Raw genomic sequence first — 14,706 nt, 5'->3', positions numbered from 1 at the left:
GGAGACCCACATGAAATATCGAGCTAAAAATCATTCAAAACAGGTCTTGATATTACTAGGACTCGATATTCTGATTTATGTGGTACAAATAGGGCTAAGCCGTGAAATTATGCAAGCAACTGATGCGCTCTTATTCGTAAATAAAAACATCGCTAACATGATTTAGCGACAATCACGATGTTTGACAGTATATTAGCAATTCCCCTTGCCTTGCTATTTTCTTAATTGTCATCCAGGTACAACAAATTCAGAATAAATATCAACCCAAAGAAGCAAACAGCAACAAAAAAATCACCCAGAGTGCCTTAGTGAGCTAAAGAGTATCTATGCAATTCACCTTTTTTCAGCAACTGATGTTGCCACAATATCTATGCGCAGGTGTAGAAACACTGCTTAATAAATTGATTCAACAGACCGCTTATTGCGCGCCCTATTTACGCAAGCTCAATAACAAGGTTTTAGCAGTCAAATTACAAAAAATAGACTTACCAATCTATTTTTTCTTTTCTTCACAACGGATTGAGTTACTCAGCCGATATGAAGGTGAAACTGACTGTGCTGTGGATATTGCGCCAAGCTTACTGTTTCATTTGCCGAAGAAATCGCAGTTAAGCCAATTTATTAATGATAAGTCCATTTACCTGCAAGGCGATTTACAGGTGTTACAAGATTTTGTCGCCCTGATTGAATTTTTAGAGAAAGATCCCGCAGAATTGCTTTCTCCTTATCTTGGCGATGTCCCTGCACAAACGGCAGTAGATTTTCTGACGAAATTAACCCGTTCGATAAAATACAAACTTAACCAAAGCCAACAATTTTGGGGTGAGCGCTTAACGGAAGAATGGCAAGTTATTTCACCAAGTTTGGCTATCGCGGATTTTTGTGATCAAGTTAAACACTTAGAACACCAAACCGCGCATTTAGAACAAAAAATTGAAATGCTTTTCAAAAAGAAATAGCCCAATAGGGACAACCCATGCAAATTAAAGATATTTCCCACTTATATAACATCATTAAAACTTTCTTACTTTACGGGATTGATGAGGCCCTACCCCAGCACCGCTATACACGTGCAATCCGCTGCTGGCGAAAAACCCTATTTTGGCTACGAAATCAACATAAGGACAAAACATTTGGTTTGCGTTTACGCCTTGCGCTACAAGAGTTGGGACCAGTTTGGATCAAATTAGGACAAATGCTTTCCACGCGTCGTGATTTATTCCCCCCTGACATTGCTGATGAATTAGCGTTGTTACAAGATCAAGTCGATCCCTTTGATGGCAAGATCGCCAGAGCACAAATTGAAAAAGCGCTAGGCGCGCCACTCGAAACATGGTTTGATGAATTTAACGAAACAGCCTTAGCTTCAGCTTCGATTGCACAAGTCCATACGGCAAAATTTAAGCAAAACGCACCGCACTTAGAAAGCCGTTTGGCAGGAAAAGAAGTGGTATTAAAGGTTTTACGCCCTAACATCCAACAAATGATTAATGCTGACTTAAGTTTAATGTACAAAGTAGCAAGTTGGATCCCGCGCATAAAAGCAGAAGGACGCAGACTACGCCCTGTGGAAGTCGTGCGCGAATATGAAAAAACCCTACGCGATGAATTAGACTTACGCCGTGAAATGGCGAATGCGATTCAATTACGTGCCAATTTTGAAAACAGCCCAATGTTATACATTCCCGAAATGTATAAACAATTTTGTCATCAAACCGTCATCGTCATGGAACGTATTTATGGGATACCGGTTTCCAATATTGAAGAACTCCATGCTAATGGCACCAATATGAAATTACTGGCGGAGCGTGGTGTACAGGTATTTTTTACTCAGGTTTTTCGTGATAGCTTTTTCCATGCCGACATGCACCCGGGTAATATTTTTGTCAATCGAGCACATCCTGACGATCCCCAATATATTGGGATCGATTGTGGTATTGTGGGACGCCTCAATGATCATGATAAACGTTATTTAGCGGAAAGTTTTGTGGCGTTTTTTAATCGCGACTATCGCCGTGTTGCGGAAATGCATGTTGCATCGGGTTGGACGCCCAAAGACACGAATATTGATGATTTTGAGCAAGCTTTTCGTGAGGTGTGTGAGCCAATTTTTGCTAAACCCTTATCCGAGATTTCCTTTGGACATGTGCTCTTAAACCTGTTTAATGTGGCACGCGAATACAATATGGAAGTCCAGCCACAATTGGTGTTACTACAAAAAACGTTACTTTACATTGAAGGGTTAGGCAGACAGCTTTATCCACAACTAGATTTATGGGATACCGCGAAGCCCTTCTTACAAAAATGGCTCGATGAGCAAATGGGCATAAAAGCCTTTACTAAATCTGTTAAACAAAAACTGCCATATTGGCGTGAACATTTGGTTGATTTACCAGAAAATGTGATGGATGCCCTCGCGCAACAAAAAATTATCGCTGATGAGTTAATCCATTTAAATCGCACCTTAGCCAAAAAACGTAACATTCCTCACTTCACCTCCTTTATTCTGGGGTTATGCACTGGCTTAGTGATCTGGCTTTTAATTTACTTACTAAGCTGATCAAACGCAAAAGAAGAGAAAATAATGTGAATTGGCTATTGTTCAAACGCAGTAAAAAAGCTATATTCACCAACATTCATTTTTCAACATACTAAAGAAGGATAAAATATGGGTGGCATTAGTATTACGCAACTACTTATTATTGTAGCAATCGTTGTTTTATTATTTGGTACAAAAAAATTGAGAACATTAGGGTCTGACTTGGGCGAATCCGTAAAAGGTTTCAAAAAAGCCATGGCAGATGATAACAAAGAAAAAGATGCCGAATTCAAGTCATTAAACGATGACAGCGAAACTACAGCAAAAACTGAAAAAGCAAAAGACAAAGAACAAGCATAATGTTTGATATTGGGTTTTCTGAGTTATTTCTTATTTTAGTCATCGGTCTGCTTGTGCTCGGACCGAAACGTTTGCCTGTGGCAATTCGCACCGTCATGGGCTGGGTTGCAACAATTCGTGGTTTAGCCTCCAATGTGCAAAATGAACTAAAACAAGAACTGAAATTACAAGAGCTGCAAGAAAGCATAAAAAAAGCAGAAGAACTCAATTTCCAACAACTCTCGCCTGAACTCAGTAAAACGGTTGAAGAATTGAAAGCCTCGGCTGAAAAAATGCGTACCGCGCTAGAACAAAAAGCCGCAGCGACCAATACAACACTGGAAGAACAGATCAAAGAGATAAAAAATGCAACAGAGAGCACATCACAAACACTGACGGAGCAACTCACCCCGTCTGAACAAGTGACGGAGGCAACAACCGATGATGTCCTGTCTCCTGCAGAACAAGCAGAACTTGCCGAAGAAAACGATGAAATGGCTTATATCCAGCAATATTATCCCGATGACGATGATGAGCCGGTATTTGCCTCAAAAGTAAAACCTCAAACAGAAGAAATACAAGATAAGAAAGCCTAATGCGTGTTGAAGATTCTCAACCTCTGATCAGCCACTTAATGGAATTACGTGATCGCCTACTACGAGCGATCATTTTTGTTGCGGTCGTTTTTTGTGCCTTAGTGTATTTTGCCAACGACATCTATAACTTTGTGGCCTCGCCTTTAATTGATGTGTTACCGGCTGGCGCCAGTATGATCGCCACCAATATTGCTACCCCTTTCTTCACACCAATCAAATTAACTGCGGTGGTTGCCGTCTTTCTCTCCGTGCCTTATTTACTCTATCAAGTCTGGGCATTTGTGGCACCTGCCCTCTATCAACATGAAAAACGCTTGATTTACCCGCTCCTGTTTTCCAGTACTGTCCTGTTTTATCTTGGGGTGGCTTTCGCTTATTATGTTGTCTTTCCTCTCGTGTTTGGTTTCTTAACCAAAACCGCCCCAACAGGTGTCGCGATTGCTACAGATATCAGTAGCTATTTGGATTTTGTATTGACGATCTTCTTAGCATTTGGAGTCTGTTTTGAAGTGCCTGTGGCGATTATTTTATTATGTTGGACAGGCGTCACTACACCCGAGGATCTTAAAGGCAAACGCCCCTATATTATTGTTGCTGCTTTTATTATTGGCATGCTATTAACACCACCCGATATTTTCTCGCAAACCCTACTTGCTATCCCAATGTGGTTATTGTTTGAGGTTGGTGTGATTTTTGCACGTTTTTATCGCCCTAGAGAGGATGAAGAAACGCAATAGTTCACGAGGCAGACCAACGTGTCTGCCTTATTTTTAGCGCGAAGACTGACTTAAACACGAGGACGCTATTCATGACACAACAAATTTTTGCCAGTTTCCCTCAACGTCGCCTACGCCGTATGCGGAAACAAGCTTTCAGTCGCCGTTTAATGGCAGAAAATAAACTCAGCGTAGAGGATTTAATTTATCCCGTTTTTATTATTGAAGGCGAAAAGCAAAGGGAACCCGTACCTTCCATGCCTGGTGTAGAACGCTTAACCATTGATGAGCTATTAATTGAAGCCGAACTTTTAGTCAAATATGGGGTACCGGTGATTGCGCTTTTCCCGGTGATTGCACAAGAGAAAAAATCCTTAATGGCAGAAGAAGCTTATCATCCTGATGGCTTAGTACAGCGCGCGGTAAAAGCATTAAAGGACAAATTCCCAACTGAACTTGGCATACTTACTGATATTGCCCTCGATCCCTATACTACACATGGACAAGACGGGATAATTGATCAACATGGCTATGTATTAAATGATGTCACTAGCGATATTTTAGTCAAACAAGCGCTTTCCCATGCGAAAGCGGGCGCAGATATTGTAGCACCAAGCGATATGATGGATGGTAGAATTGGCAAAATTCGCCATGCCCTCGAGGAAAAGGGGTTTATCAATACACTCATTATGGCGTATTCTGCCAAATATGCTTCTCATTATTATGGACCTTTCCGCGATGCCGTCGGTTCTGCCACCAATTTAAAAGGGGGCGATAAAAAAACTTATCAATTAGATCCGGCCAATAGTGATGAAGGACTACAAGAAGTGGCATTAGATTTACAAGAAGGGGCAGATATGGTGATGGTCAAACCCGGCATGCCGTATTTAGATTTGGTTTATCGCGTGAAAACCCATTTTGGCGTGCCAACTTTCGCTTACCAAGTATCGGGTGAGTATGCCATGCATCAAGCTGCGATCCAAAACGGCTGGCTCAAAGAAAAAGAATGTATTATGGAATCTTTATTGTGCTTCAAACGTGCTGGCGCCGATGGGATTTTGACGTATTACGCCAAACAAGTAGCAGAATGGCTATATTGGGACAAACAACATCAATAATGTCTCTTGCAATAAAAAGTGCGGTCAAAATTTCATACGTTTTGACCGCACTTTGCTTGTAATAAAGGGAAGGAATTAAGCCTCAATGCCTTCAAATAATGCCGTACTTAAATAGCGTTCTGACGCAGACGGTAAAATAACTACGATTAATTTCTCGGCAAATTCAGGTAATTTTGCCAAACGATCTGCGGCAGCCACCGCCGCTCCTGATGAAATCCCCCCTAAAATGCCTTCTTCTGCCATTAATCGACGTGCAGTTTGCATGGCTTCCTCACTACTCACGGTTTCAACACGATCCACTAATGCAAGGTCTAAATTTTTAGGGATAAAGCCCGCGCCAATGCCTTGAATTTTATGTGGGGCAGGCTTGATCTCTTCACCGGCTAAAGTTTGACTAATCACCGGTGATTCCGCAGGTTCAACTGCCACAGAGAGAATCGCTTTACCTTTATCTTGTTTAATATAACGGCTAATCCCTGTAATCGTCCCGCCGGTGCCAACACCGGCAACCAGCACATCAATTTGACCATCCGTATCACGCCAAATTTCCGGTCCAGTTGTTTGTTGGTGAATGGCTGGATTAGCCGGATTTTCAAACTGCTTTAACATCACATAGCGTTGTGGATCAGACGCGACAATTTCTTCTGCTTTGGCAATTGCCCCTTTCATGCCCAATGCACCTTCCGTTAAAACTAAATTGACGCCCAATCCACGTAATAAACGTTTACGTTCTGCACTCATGGTTTCTGGCATCGTTAAAGTGATTTTATAACCGCGTGCAGCTGCCACATAGGCTAAGGCGATCCCAGTATTCCCACTGGTAGCATCGACAATTTCTTTTTCTTTCGTCAAAATGCCGTCTTTTTCTGCTTGCCATACCATATTCGCCCCAATACGGCACTTCACACTAAAACTGGGATTACGCCCTTCCACTTTGACCACAATATTGCCTTGACCAAAGTGTTTCAAGCGCACAAGTGGTGTATTACCAATTGAATAAGAATTATCTGAGTAAATGGTCATCTTGTATTCCTTCTGTGTTCAATCCATTGAGTAATTAAGCCATAGCTTAGTTCTACCATAATTCCAATCCCCACAAAAATAGCCATTTGCTATATTTTATAACAAAATACTATTTTACAATGCTGACTGTACTCGCTCGACTTACGCCTTCCTGATTAACCGGTTTCATGGCTAAATGCTCGCGAAAATGTGTCACCCACATCGCCGTCGCACCACAAACAGCAACAGGAATCACCACCAAATTCACTAAAGGAATAAAAGTACACAGCATTACCAAACCACCGAAACTTAAGCTAAGTGCTCTCTTTTCTGCTAATTCTGCTTTCATCACAAAAAAAGGCACTTTATGGTTATCAAAAGGATAATCACAATATTGAATTGCCATCATCCATGCCGTAAATAATGTCACAATAATCGGAATAACGCTTTGCCCTAAAACCGGCACAAAACCTAATAAAAATAAAATAATCAGTTTTGGTAAACTATACACTAACTTTTGCCATTCTTGCCCAAGCATCCGTGGAATATCTTTCATAAAATCCCATACACTGCCCTCCACCAGATTTTCACCTGTCAGCATTTTTTCGACTTTCTCCGCTAACAAACCATTAAAAGGTGCAGCAATAAAGCCTGACAAGGTCGTGAAGACAAAATAAAACAGGACTAAAATCATCAAAATAGCAAATATCAGCAAAATGCTACTCAACCAACTTAACCAATCTGGAATCGAGAGCATGAGCATTCCAATCATTTTTTCAATTTGTGTAATAAAAAGCCAAAATAATCCGCTTAGTAACACGATGTTTAGTAGGATTGGCATAATCACAAAACGGCGTAGCCCTTTCTGAGTAATTAAATGCCACCCCATCATAAAATAATGAAAGCCTTGCTTCAGTTCAGCATGCGATAACATAAGTTCTCCCGATAAATTAACAAAGCGCTAGCATACAAAGCGAGCACTCAAAAAGCAATTTTTTGCTGTTTTTTTCATCCTTGGATTGTCATAACAAATGATCAACAAGCCCTAGAAAATATGATAAGCTTATGCGAGTTTTATCCTTTTAATAATGATGAGGAATGGATAATGGATTTGAATACAATTTTAATTATTTTAGGCATTATCGCATTAATTATTTTGGTGGTTCATGGCTTATGGGCCAATCGCCGCGAAAAGTCACAATACTTTAAAAGTGCGAATACCTTTACGCGAGATTCTCGTCTAAGAGAACCTCCGGCGCATATCCAATCAGCATCAGAAGAAAAAAAGGATGCGAACACCAGTACACCTACCGCCGAGGTTTCTCCGGCACAACGTACCTTTGCTTTTGAAGCAGAAAAACAATTCGCCCATGAACAACAAGCCGTTGAACAAGCGATTGAAAATATCAAAATTACTTTGCCTAAAGAAGAGCAACCTTATCAAGCTAAAATTGAACCCGATACCCCACCAACCTCTCCCGCGTTAACCACCATTGCAGAGGTTGAGAATTATGCAAATCAAGAAGAAGGGATCGATACTCACTCCGAACAATTACGCCAACAATTGGCTGATCTCGCACAACAATCACCTTCCGTGACATTAGCTGCATTACAGGAAGAACAAGCCTTAATGGAAAGTCAAGCTCAGCAACAAGCAAGCGAAAATGTAAGCCAAGACACGGATGCCACTTTTATTATGATGTACGTCGTTGCACCTGAAAATTATCAATTCCAAGGCGCAAGACTGGCTAAAATTTTAGATGAATTAGGTTTCTTATTTGGTGAACATAATATTTATCACCGCCATTCTGATTTAAGTGTCAACAGCCCAGTCTTATTTAGTGTTGCCAACATCGAACAACCTGGGACATTTGATTACAATATGCATGACTTTAGTACCGTTGGGATCGCCCTCTTTATGCAGTTGCCATCAGAAGGCAATGATCTGATGAATTTACGCATGATGATCCGTGCAGCGAAAAGTATTGCGGAAGATCTTGGCGGCTTTGTCTTAACTGATCAACAAGCCATTTTTGATGACCAAGCGGAAAAAGCCTATCTTGATAAAGTCAGATAACCTAAAACGCGCAATAAAAAAGGACCGTCTGGTCCTTTTTTGTTACTTAGCTAACTTAATCTTTTTTGTTTTTCAGTTTATTCCACACTTTGTCTTCTTGCCCACGCCACAAACGCTGAATATTGTCATGATGGCGATAAATCAACAAGCAACACACTAAAGCGACAGGGAAAGTAAACTCGGGCTTAAACCACCACACATAGAAAGGTACCAGAAGCGCGGTCATCACTGCACTGAGCGAAGAATAACCACTCACGAAGAAAATCAATAACCAAGTGCCCAGCATACTGCCAGCGACACCCCATGAGATCGGCGCAATAGCACCAAATGCCGTTGCCACCCCTTTTCCGCCTTTAAATTTAAAGAAGATTGGGAAAATGTGCCCTAAACAAGCACCTAATGCCACCATCCCTAATTCAAAATGAGTCAAACCAAGATAATAGCCTAACCAAACAGGTAACATACCTTTGAGCATATCAAACAGGAGTACACTCAATGCCACCCAACGCCCACCAATACGCAAGACATTGGTTGCACCGGGATTATGAGAACCACTTTCTCTTGGATCAGGCAACCCCGCTAAACGACACAATAAAATTGCACTAGAAACAGATCCTAATAAATACGCCAGGAACAGATAGAAAATCGCAAATAGGCTCATTTTTTGTCCTTTAGAGTGGTCGGCATGGAAAAATTTTATTCGTCTATTGTACATAAAGTTGATAGCATAAGCCTAATGAAATTTCATATTGGAAGGAATAAATGAATGATTGATCACATTTTCATTGAGGAACTGACCGTTTTCGCTCAAATTGGGGTATATGACTGGGAACAGCAAATTAAACAAAAATTAGTGTTTGATCTGGAAATGGCATGGGATTGCCGTCAAGCGGCAGAAACTGACGATGTGCAATATTGTTTAAATTATGCTGAAGTGAGTGCGTTTATTCTTGATTATGTGCAATCAAAACCCTTCTTATTGATTGAACGCGTGGCATATGAAATGGCGGAGCAATTACAACAACGCTTTGGCATCCGCTGGTTACGTTTAAAATTGAGTAAACCGAAAGCCGTGGCACAAGCACGTAATGTCGGCATCATTATTGAGCGCGGAATACGATGACGAACAAACAAGGTTATGGCTATTTTTGCTTACTGTTAGCCACCCTCTTTTGGGGCAGTAACTACCTATTTGGCAAAATACTCAGCACGGACATTCCACCCATTGTGTTAAATTATGCTCGTTGGTTTCCGGCTGCCTTAATCTTATTGCTATTATTTAGTAAACGTAGCTGCCAATTTACGCCCGTGATCCGTCAACATTGGCGAATTTTGATCGCACTTTCTCTGCTGGGTATTGTGATTTTCCCAGTATTTTTATATCAGGGTTTACAAACCACAACGTCGCTCAATGCCAGTATTTACCTCGCGGTAGTCCCTATTTTTGTCTTATTTCTCAACCGCCTTGTCTTTGGTGATCCTATTGATTTTACGGGATTGACTGGTGCATTGTTTAGTTTTGTTGGAGTTCTTTGGCTACTTAGCCAAGGCGATATACAACGTCTAACTCAATTAGAAGTGAATCAAGGGGATTTATGGGCACTCGGCTCTGCACTGAGTTGGTCTATTTATTGTTGTCTGATTCGTCTTAAACCAGCACACTTACCCAATACGGTGCTGTTAACTACGTTAGTTTGTATGGCAATGTTACTTTTTACCCCGCTCTTCATTTGGCAATATCAACAATTGCCACCTGCATTTTTCTCTACGTTAACACCAACACAATATAGCATTATTACTTATTTAATCATCGGTCCATCGATCCTATCTTATGGCTTTTGGAACTATGGGATTTCGCTAGTGGGTGCGGATAAAGGCGCTGCCTTTACAAATGCCACACCGTTATTCGCAGCGTTATTAGGGGTATTAGTGTTAAATGAAACTCTTGCGTTCTACCACATGATCAGTGCGGGTTTAATCATTGCTGGGCTATTACTTTGTAACCGAAAATCGTGCTCGTCTTAGAGAAGCATTTCTACTTAATCGTTAAAACCAGTGCTTTTTGTCTTCTCGAAATTGGGGAATGTCGCCCTGTTCATAAGGATTATAATGTTCACGATGACAACCAAATTCTTGTAAATAGCAAATTTGATTGTGCCCAGACCATTTAATTAGCGACATACCATCAAATGCCTCTTTCCTGCCATCTTGCATTTGATCATGGAAGGTCCACTCTACAATCGTTTGATTGCCTTTATGAAAATACTGCTTGATTGCCCAAACCTGTACTTTACCACGCTGGTTCCACTCGCTAAACCAATGCTTGAGCGTTGCGCGATCAGTATATTTCGGTCCCCAGCTTTCAATATAAATCACATTTTCCGTAAAGATCCGATCAATACCTAAATCTTGTTGTTGCAGCCACATCTCAAACCATAAGGCTATCGTGGCTTCTCGTTGTTGTTGCATATTTCCTCCCTCACTACGATGTTTACGCCATCAACATTAACAACTGTTTCAACTCGGTAATTTCTAAGGTTGGCATTAATCTTGCTTCTGGGAAATCCCGTAGCACTTTGCCTGAAAGATTAATCCAAACCGCCTGACAATCAGCCTGAATCGCGCCTTGTACGTCTGTCATTAAATTATCACCGACATGTAAAATCTCGTGCGGCTGAACAGCAAAGTGTTGTGCGGTTTGATGGAATAAATCTTGATGGGGTTTCGCTCTGCCCTGTTCACCGCCCCGTAGTACGAGATCAAATTGCGATAAACCAATACGTTGTGGCTCGACATTACCGTTAGTAATTGCCACCAGTGGATATTTTTGTTTTAGTAAATTCAACACGTGTTGGCTTTGCGCCGGCACATCAATTTTATGACGCCATTCCACAAATAACGCCATAGCGTGTTGACAAACTCGCTCAATCTCTGCCGCACTTTTCTGGTAATTTGCTAAGAGTTGGTGCAAGGTTTCAATACGCCAAGCAACCACATCTTCACACAACATAGGATGCTGCTGTTCGATACGTTGCTTCCACGCTCGCCATTCTTCCGGTGAGATATCCAGTTGACTTTCAAGTTTAACTTTTTCAATAAAATTTTCTTCCGCGAGGCGAATCACGTCACTGTTATCATACAGCGTATCATCCAAATCAAAGCTGATTAACTTAAAAGGACGTAAAGTGCGGTAGAATTTCATACAATTTTCCTATTTTTTGCGTTTCGCACGCGGATGTGCTGAATCATACACCTCCGCAAGATGTTGAAAATTTAAATGGGTATAAATTTGAGTAGTGGATAAATTACTGTGACCTAATAATTCTTGTACCGCGCGTAAATCAGAGCTCGCCTCGAGCATATGTGTGGCAAAGGAATGACGCAGTTTATGTGGATTTAAATGACTGCTTAGTCCTTGTTTAATTCCCCAAACTTCGAGCCGTTGTTGAATAGCTCTGTGAGTAAGGCGATTGCCTAATTGGCTGACAAACAGCGCTTCATCTTTTGGGTTAAACAAGATACGCACTTTCAACCACTGTTGAATTACATGAGAGGCATAACGCCCGAAAGGCACAATACGTTCTTTATTACCTTTACCCATCACCCGCACTTCTCGTACTCGAGTATTAATGCTGTTTAAATTCAAACTTTGTAATTCGGATAAACGTAGACCGGAACTGTATAACAACTCTAAAATCGCTCGATCCCGAATATCAATTGGTTCCTTGCTATCGTTGTTCAGTAATTGCTGTACTTGTTCAGCGTCAATATTCTTCGGTAAGTGTCGATTTTGTTTTGGGGCAGACACGCCAGTAGCGGGATTGACGTTAATATCTTGTTGTTGGACTAAATAGGTAAAAAAACGGCGTAATACCGACAAACGTAATGCTAAACTGCGTTCTTTTAAACCATCTTTATTACTTTGCGCCAAAATAAAACGTACAACACTGGGGGTTACGGCTTGCCAGCTTGTGATCCCATTTTCCGCCAGAATGTCCACAATGCGATAAAGCTGACGCTGGTAATTCGTCAACGTATGCGGGCTTACTTGTCTTTCAATGCGCAGATAATTCCAATATTTGTCTAACTGTTCTTGCATTCCACTCCCCGTTATCCCACTTATTTTTAACACAAGCCAACTCAGGCTTTTTTAAAACTGTCCACCCATCGTCCCAAATGTAAGGTGACAATATCCACTAAATGTTTCAAAAATTCAGTATCTTGCCCATTATGAAAATGACGCTCATCTCTGGCAGAAAATAACAAAAGTGCGGTCGGTTTTTGCGAGGTTTTTCCACCTAACAAACAACAGGCGACCGAACCAATCGGAAATTCTTCCGGTAAAAATAGCATGGTTTTTTCTTTATGTGTCATTTGCCCCAAATAAAAACGGCGTAAACCAAAACGCTCTAAGCGTACTATCTCAAACGCTTTACGATCAAGCCACACTTCATCCGTTAAACTTTCACCTTTCTGCCACGCATCAGTAAATAAGAGGATTTTGGCTTGTTGCAATTCGAATTTTTTCACCCACTGATCAAGTTTCTGAATCCCTTCTGTGAGATTATGTGCTTGAGAAAGCTGTTGTTGTAACGGCAATAACCCCAGAAAAATATCACTATGTTGAATAGCAAGTTGCGTGAATTTCTCCAGCTCCGCTTCTAACTCTTGAATACGATGACGCTGACGGTCAAGCTGCATTTCCACTAAAGACAGGGTATTGTTCTGTGTGTGATGGAGATTAAGCTCATCCAGTATTTCTGGGTGATGAAGGAAAAAATCCTTGTGTTGTGTCAGGTAGTCGATGATGTCAGTTGGGGTGAGGGATTGTTTTTGCATAGTATGTTATTTTTTCGTTAGGAATTAATCGTGCTTTCGCTCCGATGAGCGATCTACTCTTCTCTGTCACTTTTCTTTGCTTCGCCACAGAAAACCAAAAGAAAAGCGACCCGCCAGTGTTGCGCTTTCCTCTGGTAAAGTAAAATTTTTTAACGCCAAGTTAGCAGACTACGCACTGCGTGCTTCGCTAGCGTAACTTGGCTAAAGTTTTCTTTTCCCTTCGGGCAACATTCACGGAAAAAAGTCACTATGACTAAACAAAAATCATTGCTATGACAGCGAGAATAATGCTCAAACCATCGCCCCGTGTAAGCAACCCGAATGGAGGACTTATTTTTAGAAAAGTTACGCCAGCGAAGCACGCAGTGCGTAGTCTGCTAACTTTTCGTGAAAAAATAAGCACGAAATGAGGAAAAGTTGCTTAGTCGGGGTGTATTTTCTTTGCCTACTTTCTTTTGTACAAGCAAAAGAAAGTAGGTGGCTTTTGGTTACTTTTCTTTGGCGAAACAAAGAAAAGTCACAACAACCTATAACCGAATCACTCCATCATACACGTGTGTCGCATCACCTGTCATAAATAATGGTTTACCTACGCCTTCCCACTCAATAATCAAGCTCCCACCAGGAAGATCCACTTGCACTTTACTGTCCAATAATCCTTGCATCACACCCACTGCCACCGCAGCACAGGCGCCACTACCGCAAGCTTGGGTTTCACCAGCGCCTCGCTCGTACACACGTAATTTAATATGTCCTCGATGAATCACTTGCATAAAACCAGCGTTTACGCGCTCTGGAAAACGTTCGTGGTTTTCCAATAAAGGTCCTAATTGCTCAACATTGGCAGTTTGAATATCGTCCACTTGCACTACACAATGGGGATTGCCCATCGACACGGCACCACATAACACCGTCTGAATAGAGGTACGTAAGATATAGTTTTTTTCAAATTTATTGGCAGTAAAGGGGATTTTCGCAGGTTCCCAAATCGGCTCTCCCATATTAATGCGGATCATGCCGTCATCTTTAATTGATAAAATCATTTTGCCTGTTTGCGTACTGACCGCAATGTCTTTTTTATCGGTCAACCCTTTCAACGTCACAAAACGGGCAAAACAACGAGCACCATTACCGCATTGCGACACTTCACTGCCATCTGCATTAAAAATGCGATAATGAAAATCGAGATCAGGATCATATGGTGGTTCAACGATCAACATTTGGTCAAAACCAATACCACGATGGCGGTCTGCCAAATGCTTAATGGTTTCTGGAGAAAAATAGAGGTTTTGTGTAATGGCATCCACTACTACAAAATCATTACCTAAGCCGTGCATTTTGGAAAATTGCATTTTCCTGTCCTTTAATTGAAACGCTGAATGACTGGCATTATAACAGGCAAGAAAAATCAGTAAATCATTACAGCGTGATGACTCTCACAAAAACTCATAAAAAATGACCGCTCTTTCTTTGCTGTAAC

At 41.2% G+C, this 14,706-nt stretch carries 18 protein-coding genes; 10 read left to right on the top strand and 8 right to left on the bottom strand.

What is annotated here, in order from left to right; all coding sequences use genetic code 11:
* Window positions 1-10: 10 nt before the first annotated feature.
* The 7 genes from CKV69_RS10725 to hemB all read left to right on the top strand — a co-directional run bounded on the left by CKV69_RS10725 (window position 11) and on the right by hemB (window position 5,308).
* Complete coding sequence (locus CKV69_RS10725) at window positions 11-166, top strand: hypothetical protein (protein WP_005755272.1); 156 nt, start codon at window positions 11-13, stop codon at window positions 164-166.
* 160 nt (window positions 167-326) lie between these two features.
* Window positions 327-959, top strand: coding sequence for a ubiquinone biosynthesis accessory factor UbiJ (locus CKV69_RS09995; RefSeq protein WP_005755273.1), 633 nt, complete (start codon window positions 327-329; stop codon window positions 957-959).
* 17 nt (window positions 960-976) lie between these two features.
* The gene (gene ubiB / locus CKV69_RS09990; RefSeq protein WP_015702686.1) at window positions 977-2,560 is read left to right on the top strand and encodes a ubiquinone biosynthesis regulatory protein kinase UbiB; all 1,584 of its coding nucleotides are present in this window, start codon (window positions 977-979) and stop codon (window positions 2,558-2,560) included.
* Window positions 2,561-2,668: 108 nt separating this feature from the next.
* A complete protein-coding gene (gene tatA, locus CKV69_RS09985; protein ID WP_005755277.1) occupies window positions 2,669-2,899 on the top strand; it encodes a Sec-independent protein translocase subunit TatA in 231 nt (76 codons plus the stop codon).
* Window positions 2,899-3,474, top strand: coding sequence for a Sec-independent protein translocase protein TatB (gene tatB, locus CKV69_RS09980; protein ID WP_005724566.1), 576 nt, complete (start codon window positions 2,899-2,901; stop codon window positions 3,472-3,474). Before tatA ends, tatB begins: the two co-directional genes overlap by 1 nt.
* Window positions 3,474-4,211, top strand: a complete 738-nt coding sequence (gene tatC, locus CKV69_RS09975) for a twin-arginine translocase subunit TatC (RefSeq protein WP_005724568.1) — start codon at window positions 3,474-3,476, stop codon at window positions 4,209-4,211. The genes tatB and tatC overlap by 1 nt, the downstream gene beginning before the upstream one ends.
* Window positions 4,212-4,282: 71 nt before the next feature.
* On the top strand, window positions 4,283-5,308 hold the full coding sequence (gene hemB / locus CKV69_RS09970) for a porphobilinogen synthase (RefSeq protein ID WP_015702685.1): 1,026 nt from the start codon (window positions 4,283-4,285) through the stop codon (window positions 5,306-5,308).
* 75 nt (window positions 5,309-5,383) lie between these two features.
* Here the strand turns inward: hemB and cysK are convergent, their stop codons facing one another.
* Both cysK and cysZ read right to left on the bottom strand, forming a co-directional pair.
* Complete coding sequence (gene cysK / locus CKV69_RS09965; RefSeq protein WP_005724573.1) at window positions 5,384-6,331, bottom strand: cysteine synthase A; 948 nt, start codon at window positions 6,329-6,331, stop codon at window positions 5,384-5,386.
* A 109-nt stretch (window positions 6,332-6,440) separates the two neighbouring features.
* Window positions 6,441-7,244, bottom strand: a complete 804-nt coding sequence (gene cysZ / locus CKV69_RS09960) for a sulfate transporter CysZ (protein ID WP_025248558.1) — start codon at window positions 7,242-7,244, stop codon at window positions 6,441-6,443.
* A 120-nt stretch (window positions 7,245-7,364) separates the two neighbouring features.
* Between cysZ and zipA the strand changes: the two genes are divergently transcribed.
* A complete protein-coding gene (gene zipA, locus CKV69_RS09955; RefSeq protein ID WP_370470654.1) occupies window positions 7,365-8,387 on the top strand; it encodes a cell division protein ZipA in 1,023 nt (340 codons plus the stop codon).
* Between the two features lie 55 nt (window positions 8,388-8,442).
* On the opposite strand, the gene plsY is transcribed toward zipA, so the two are convergent.
* Window positions 8,443-9,048, bottom strand: coding sequence for a glycerol-3-phosphate 1-O-acyltransferase PlsY (gene plsY, locus CKV69_RS09950; RefSeq protein ID WP_005718674.1), 606 nt, complete (start codon window positions 9,046-9,048; stop codon window positions 8,443-8,445).
* 105 nt (window positions 9,049-9,153) lie between these two features.
* On the opposite strand from plsY, the gene folB reads away from it, so the two are divergent.
* Together folB and CKV69_RS09940 are read left to right on the top strand one after the other, a co-directional pair.
* Entirely contained in the window at window positions 9,154-9,510 is a 357-nt protein-coding gene (folB, locus tag CKV69_RS09945) for a dihydroneopterin aldolase (protein WP_015702684.1), read from the top strand.
* Window positions 9,507-10,412 (top strand): DMT family transporter, encoded by a 906-nt coding sequence (locus CKV69_RS09940; protein ID WP_015702683.1) that lies wholly within the window; start codon window positions 9,507-9,509, stop codon window positions 10,410-10,412. Before folB ends, CKV69_RS09940 begins: the two co-directional genes overlap by 4 nt.
* A gap of 21 nt (window positions 10,413-10,433) precedes the next feature.
* Here the strand turns inward: CKV69_RS09940 and CKV69_RS09935 are convergent, their stop codons facing one another.
* The 5 genes from CKV69_RS09935 to dapF form a co-directional block, all read right to left on the bottom strand.
* Window positions 10,434-10,856, bottom strand: a complete 423-nt coding sequence (locus CKV69_RS09935) for a nuclear transport factor 2 family protein (protein ID WP_015702682.1) — start codon at window positions 10,854-10,856, stop codon at window positions 10,434-10,436.
* Window positions 10,857-10,878: 22 nt separating this feature from the next.
* Complete coding sequence (locus tag CKV69_RS09930) at window positions 10,879-11,589, bottom strand: HAD-IA family hydrolase (RefSeq protein ID WP_015702681.1); 711 nt, start codon at window positions 11,587-11,589, stop codon at window positions 10,879-10,881.
* 9 nt (window positions 11,590-11,598) lie between these two features.
* Window positions 11,599-12,486, bottom strand: coding sequence for a tyrosine recombinase XerC (gene xerC, locus CKV69_RS09925; protein ID WP_038641820.1), 888 nt, complete (start codon window positions 12,484-12,486; stop codon window positions 11,599-11,601).
* A 41-nt stretch (window positions 12,487-12,527) separates the two neighbouring features.
* Window positions 12,528-13,226, bottom strand: coding sequence for a DUF484 family protein (locus CKV69_RS09920; RefSeq protein WP_015691106.1), 699 nt, complete (start codon window positions 13,224-13,226; stop codon window positions 12,528-12,530).
* A 527-nt stretch (window positions 13,227-13,753) separates the two neighbouring features.
* Window positions 13,754-14,578, bottom strand: coding sequence for a diaminopimelate epimerase (gene dapF, locus CKV69_RS09915; RefSeq protein WP_015702680.1), 825 nt, complete (start codon window positions 14,576-14,578; stop codon window positions 13,754-13,756).
* Window positions 14,579-14,706 lie beyond the last annotated feature (128 nt).

This window comes from Pasteurella multocida, assembly GCF_900187275.1.
Taxonomy (GTDB): Bacteria; Pseudomonadota; Gammaproteobacteria; order Enterobacterales; family Pasteurellaceae; genus Pasteurella; species Pasteurella multocida.
This window is presented reverse-complemented; position numbering and strand designations above follow the sequence as displayed.

Excerpts from the sequence above, each read along its gene's own strand:
- xerC (WP_038641820.1), bottom strand. The coding sequence starts at position 12,486 with ATGCAAGAACAGTTAGACAAATATTGGAATTATCTGCGCATTGAAAGA.
- dapF (WP_015702680.1), bottom strand. The coding sequence starts at position 14,578 with ATGCAATTTTCCAAAATGCACGGCTTAGGTAATGATTTTGTAGTAGTG.
- tatC (WP_005724568.1), top strand. The coding sequence starts at position 3,474 with ATGCGTGTTGAAGATTCTCAACCTCTGATCAGCCACTTAATGGAATTA.
- CKV69_RS09935 (WP_015702682.1), bottom strand. The coding sequence starts at position 10,856 with ATGCAACAACAACGAGAAGCCACGATAGCCTTATGGTTTGAGATGTGG.
- CKV69_RS10725 (WP_005755272.1), top strand. The coding sequence starts at position 11 with ATGAAATATCGAGCTAAAAATCATTCAAAACAGGTCTTGATATTACTA.
- CKV69_RS09940 (WP_015702683.1), top strand. The coding sequence starts at position 9,507 with ATGACGAACAAACAAGGTTATGGCTATTTTTGCTTACTGTTAGCCACC.
- CKV69_RS09995 (WP_005755273.1), top strand. The coding sequence starts at position 327 with ATGCAATTCACCTTTTTTCAGCAACTGATGTTGCCACAATATCTATGC.
- hemB (WP_015702685.1), top strand. The coding sequence starts at position 4,283 with ATGACACAACAAATTTTTGCCAGTTTCCCTCAACGTCGCCTACGCCGT.
- tatB (WP_005724566.1), top strand. The coding sequence starts at position 2,899 with ATGTTTGATATTGGGTTTTCTGAGTTATTTCTTATTTTAGTCATCGGT.
- folB (WP_015702684.1), top strand. The coding sequence starts at position 9,154 with ATGATTGATCACATTTTCATTGAGGAACTGACCGTTTTCGCTCAAATT.
- tatA (WP_005755277.1), top strand. The coding sequence starts at position 2,669 with ATGGGTGGCATTAGTATTACGCAACTACTTATTATTGTAGCAATCGTT.
- zipA (WP_370470654.1), top strand. The coding sequence starts at position 7,365 with ATGATAAGCTTATGCGAGTTTTATCCTTTTAATAATGATGAGGAATGG.
- CKV69_RS09920 (WP_015691106.1), bottom strand. The coding sequence starts at position 13,226 with ATGCAAAAACAATCCCTCACCCCAACTGACATCATCGACTACCTGACA.
- cysK (WP_005724573.1), bottom strand. The coding sequence starts at position 6,331 with ATGACCATTTACTCAGATAATTCTTATTCAATTGGTAATACACCACTT.
- ubiB (WP_015702686.1), top strand. The coding sequence starts at position 977 with ATGCAAATTAAAGATATTTCCCACTTATATAACATCATTAAAACTTTC.
- plsY (WP_005718674.1), bottom strand. The coding sequence starts at position 9,048 with ATGAGCCTATTTGCGATTTTCTATCTGTTCCTGGCGTATTTATTAGGA.
- cysZ (WP_025248558.1), bottom strand. The coding sequence starts at position 7,244 with ATGTTATCGCATGCTGAACTGAAGCAAGGCTTTCATTATTTTATGATG.
- CKV69_RS09930 (WP_015702681.1), bottom strand. The coding sequence starts at position 11,589 with ATGAAATTCTACCGCACTTTACGTCCTTTTAAGTTAATCAGCTTTGAT.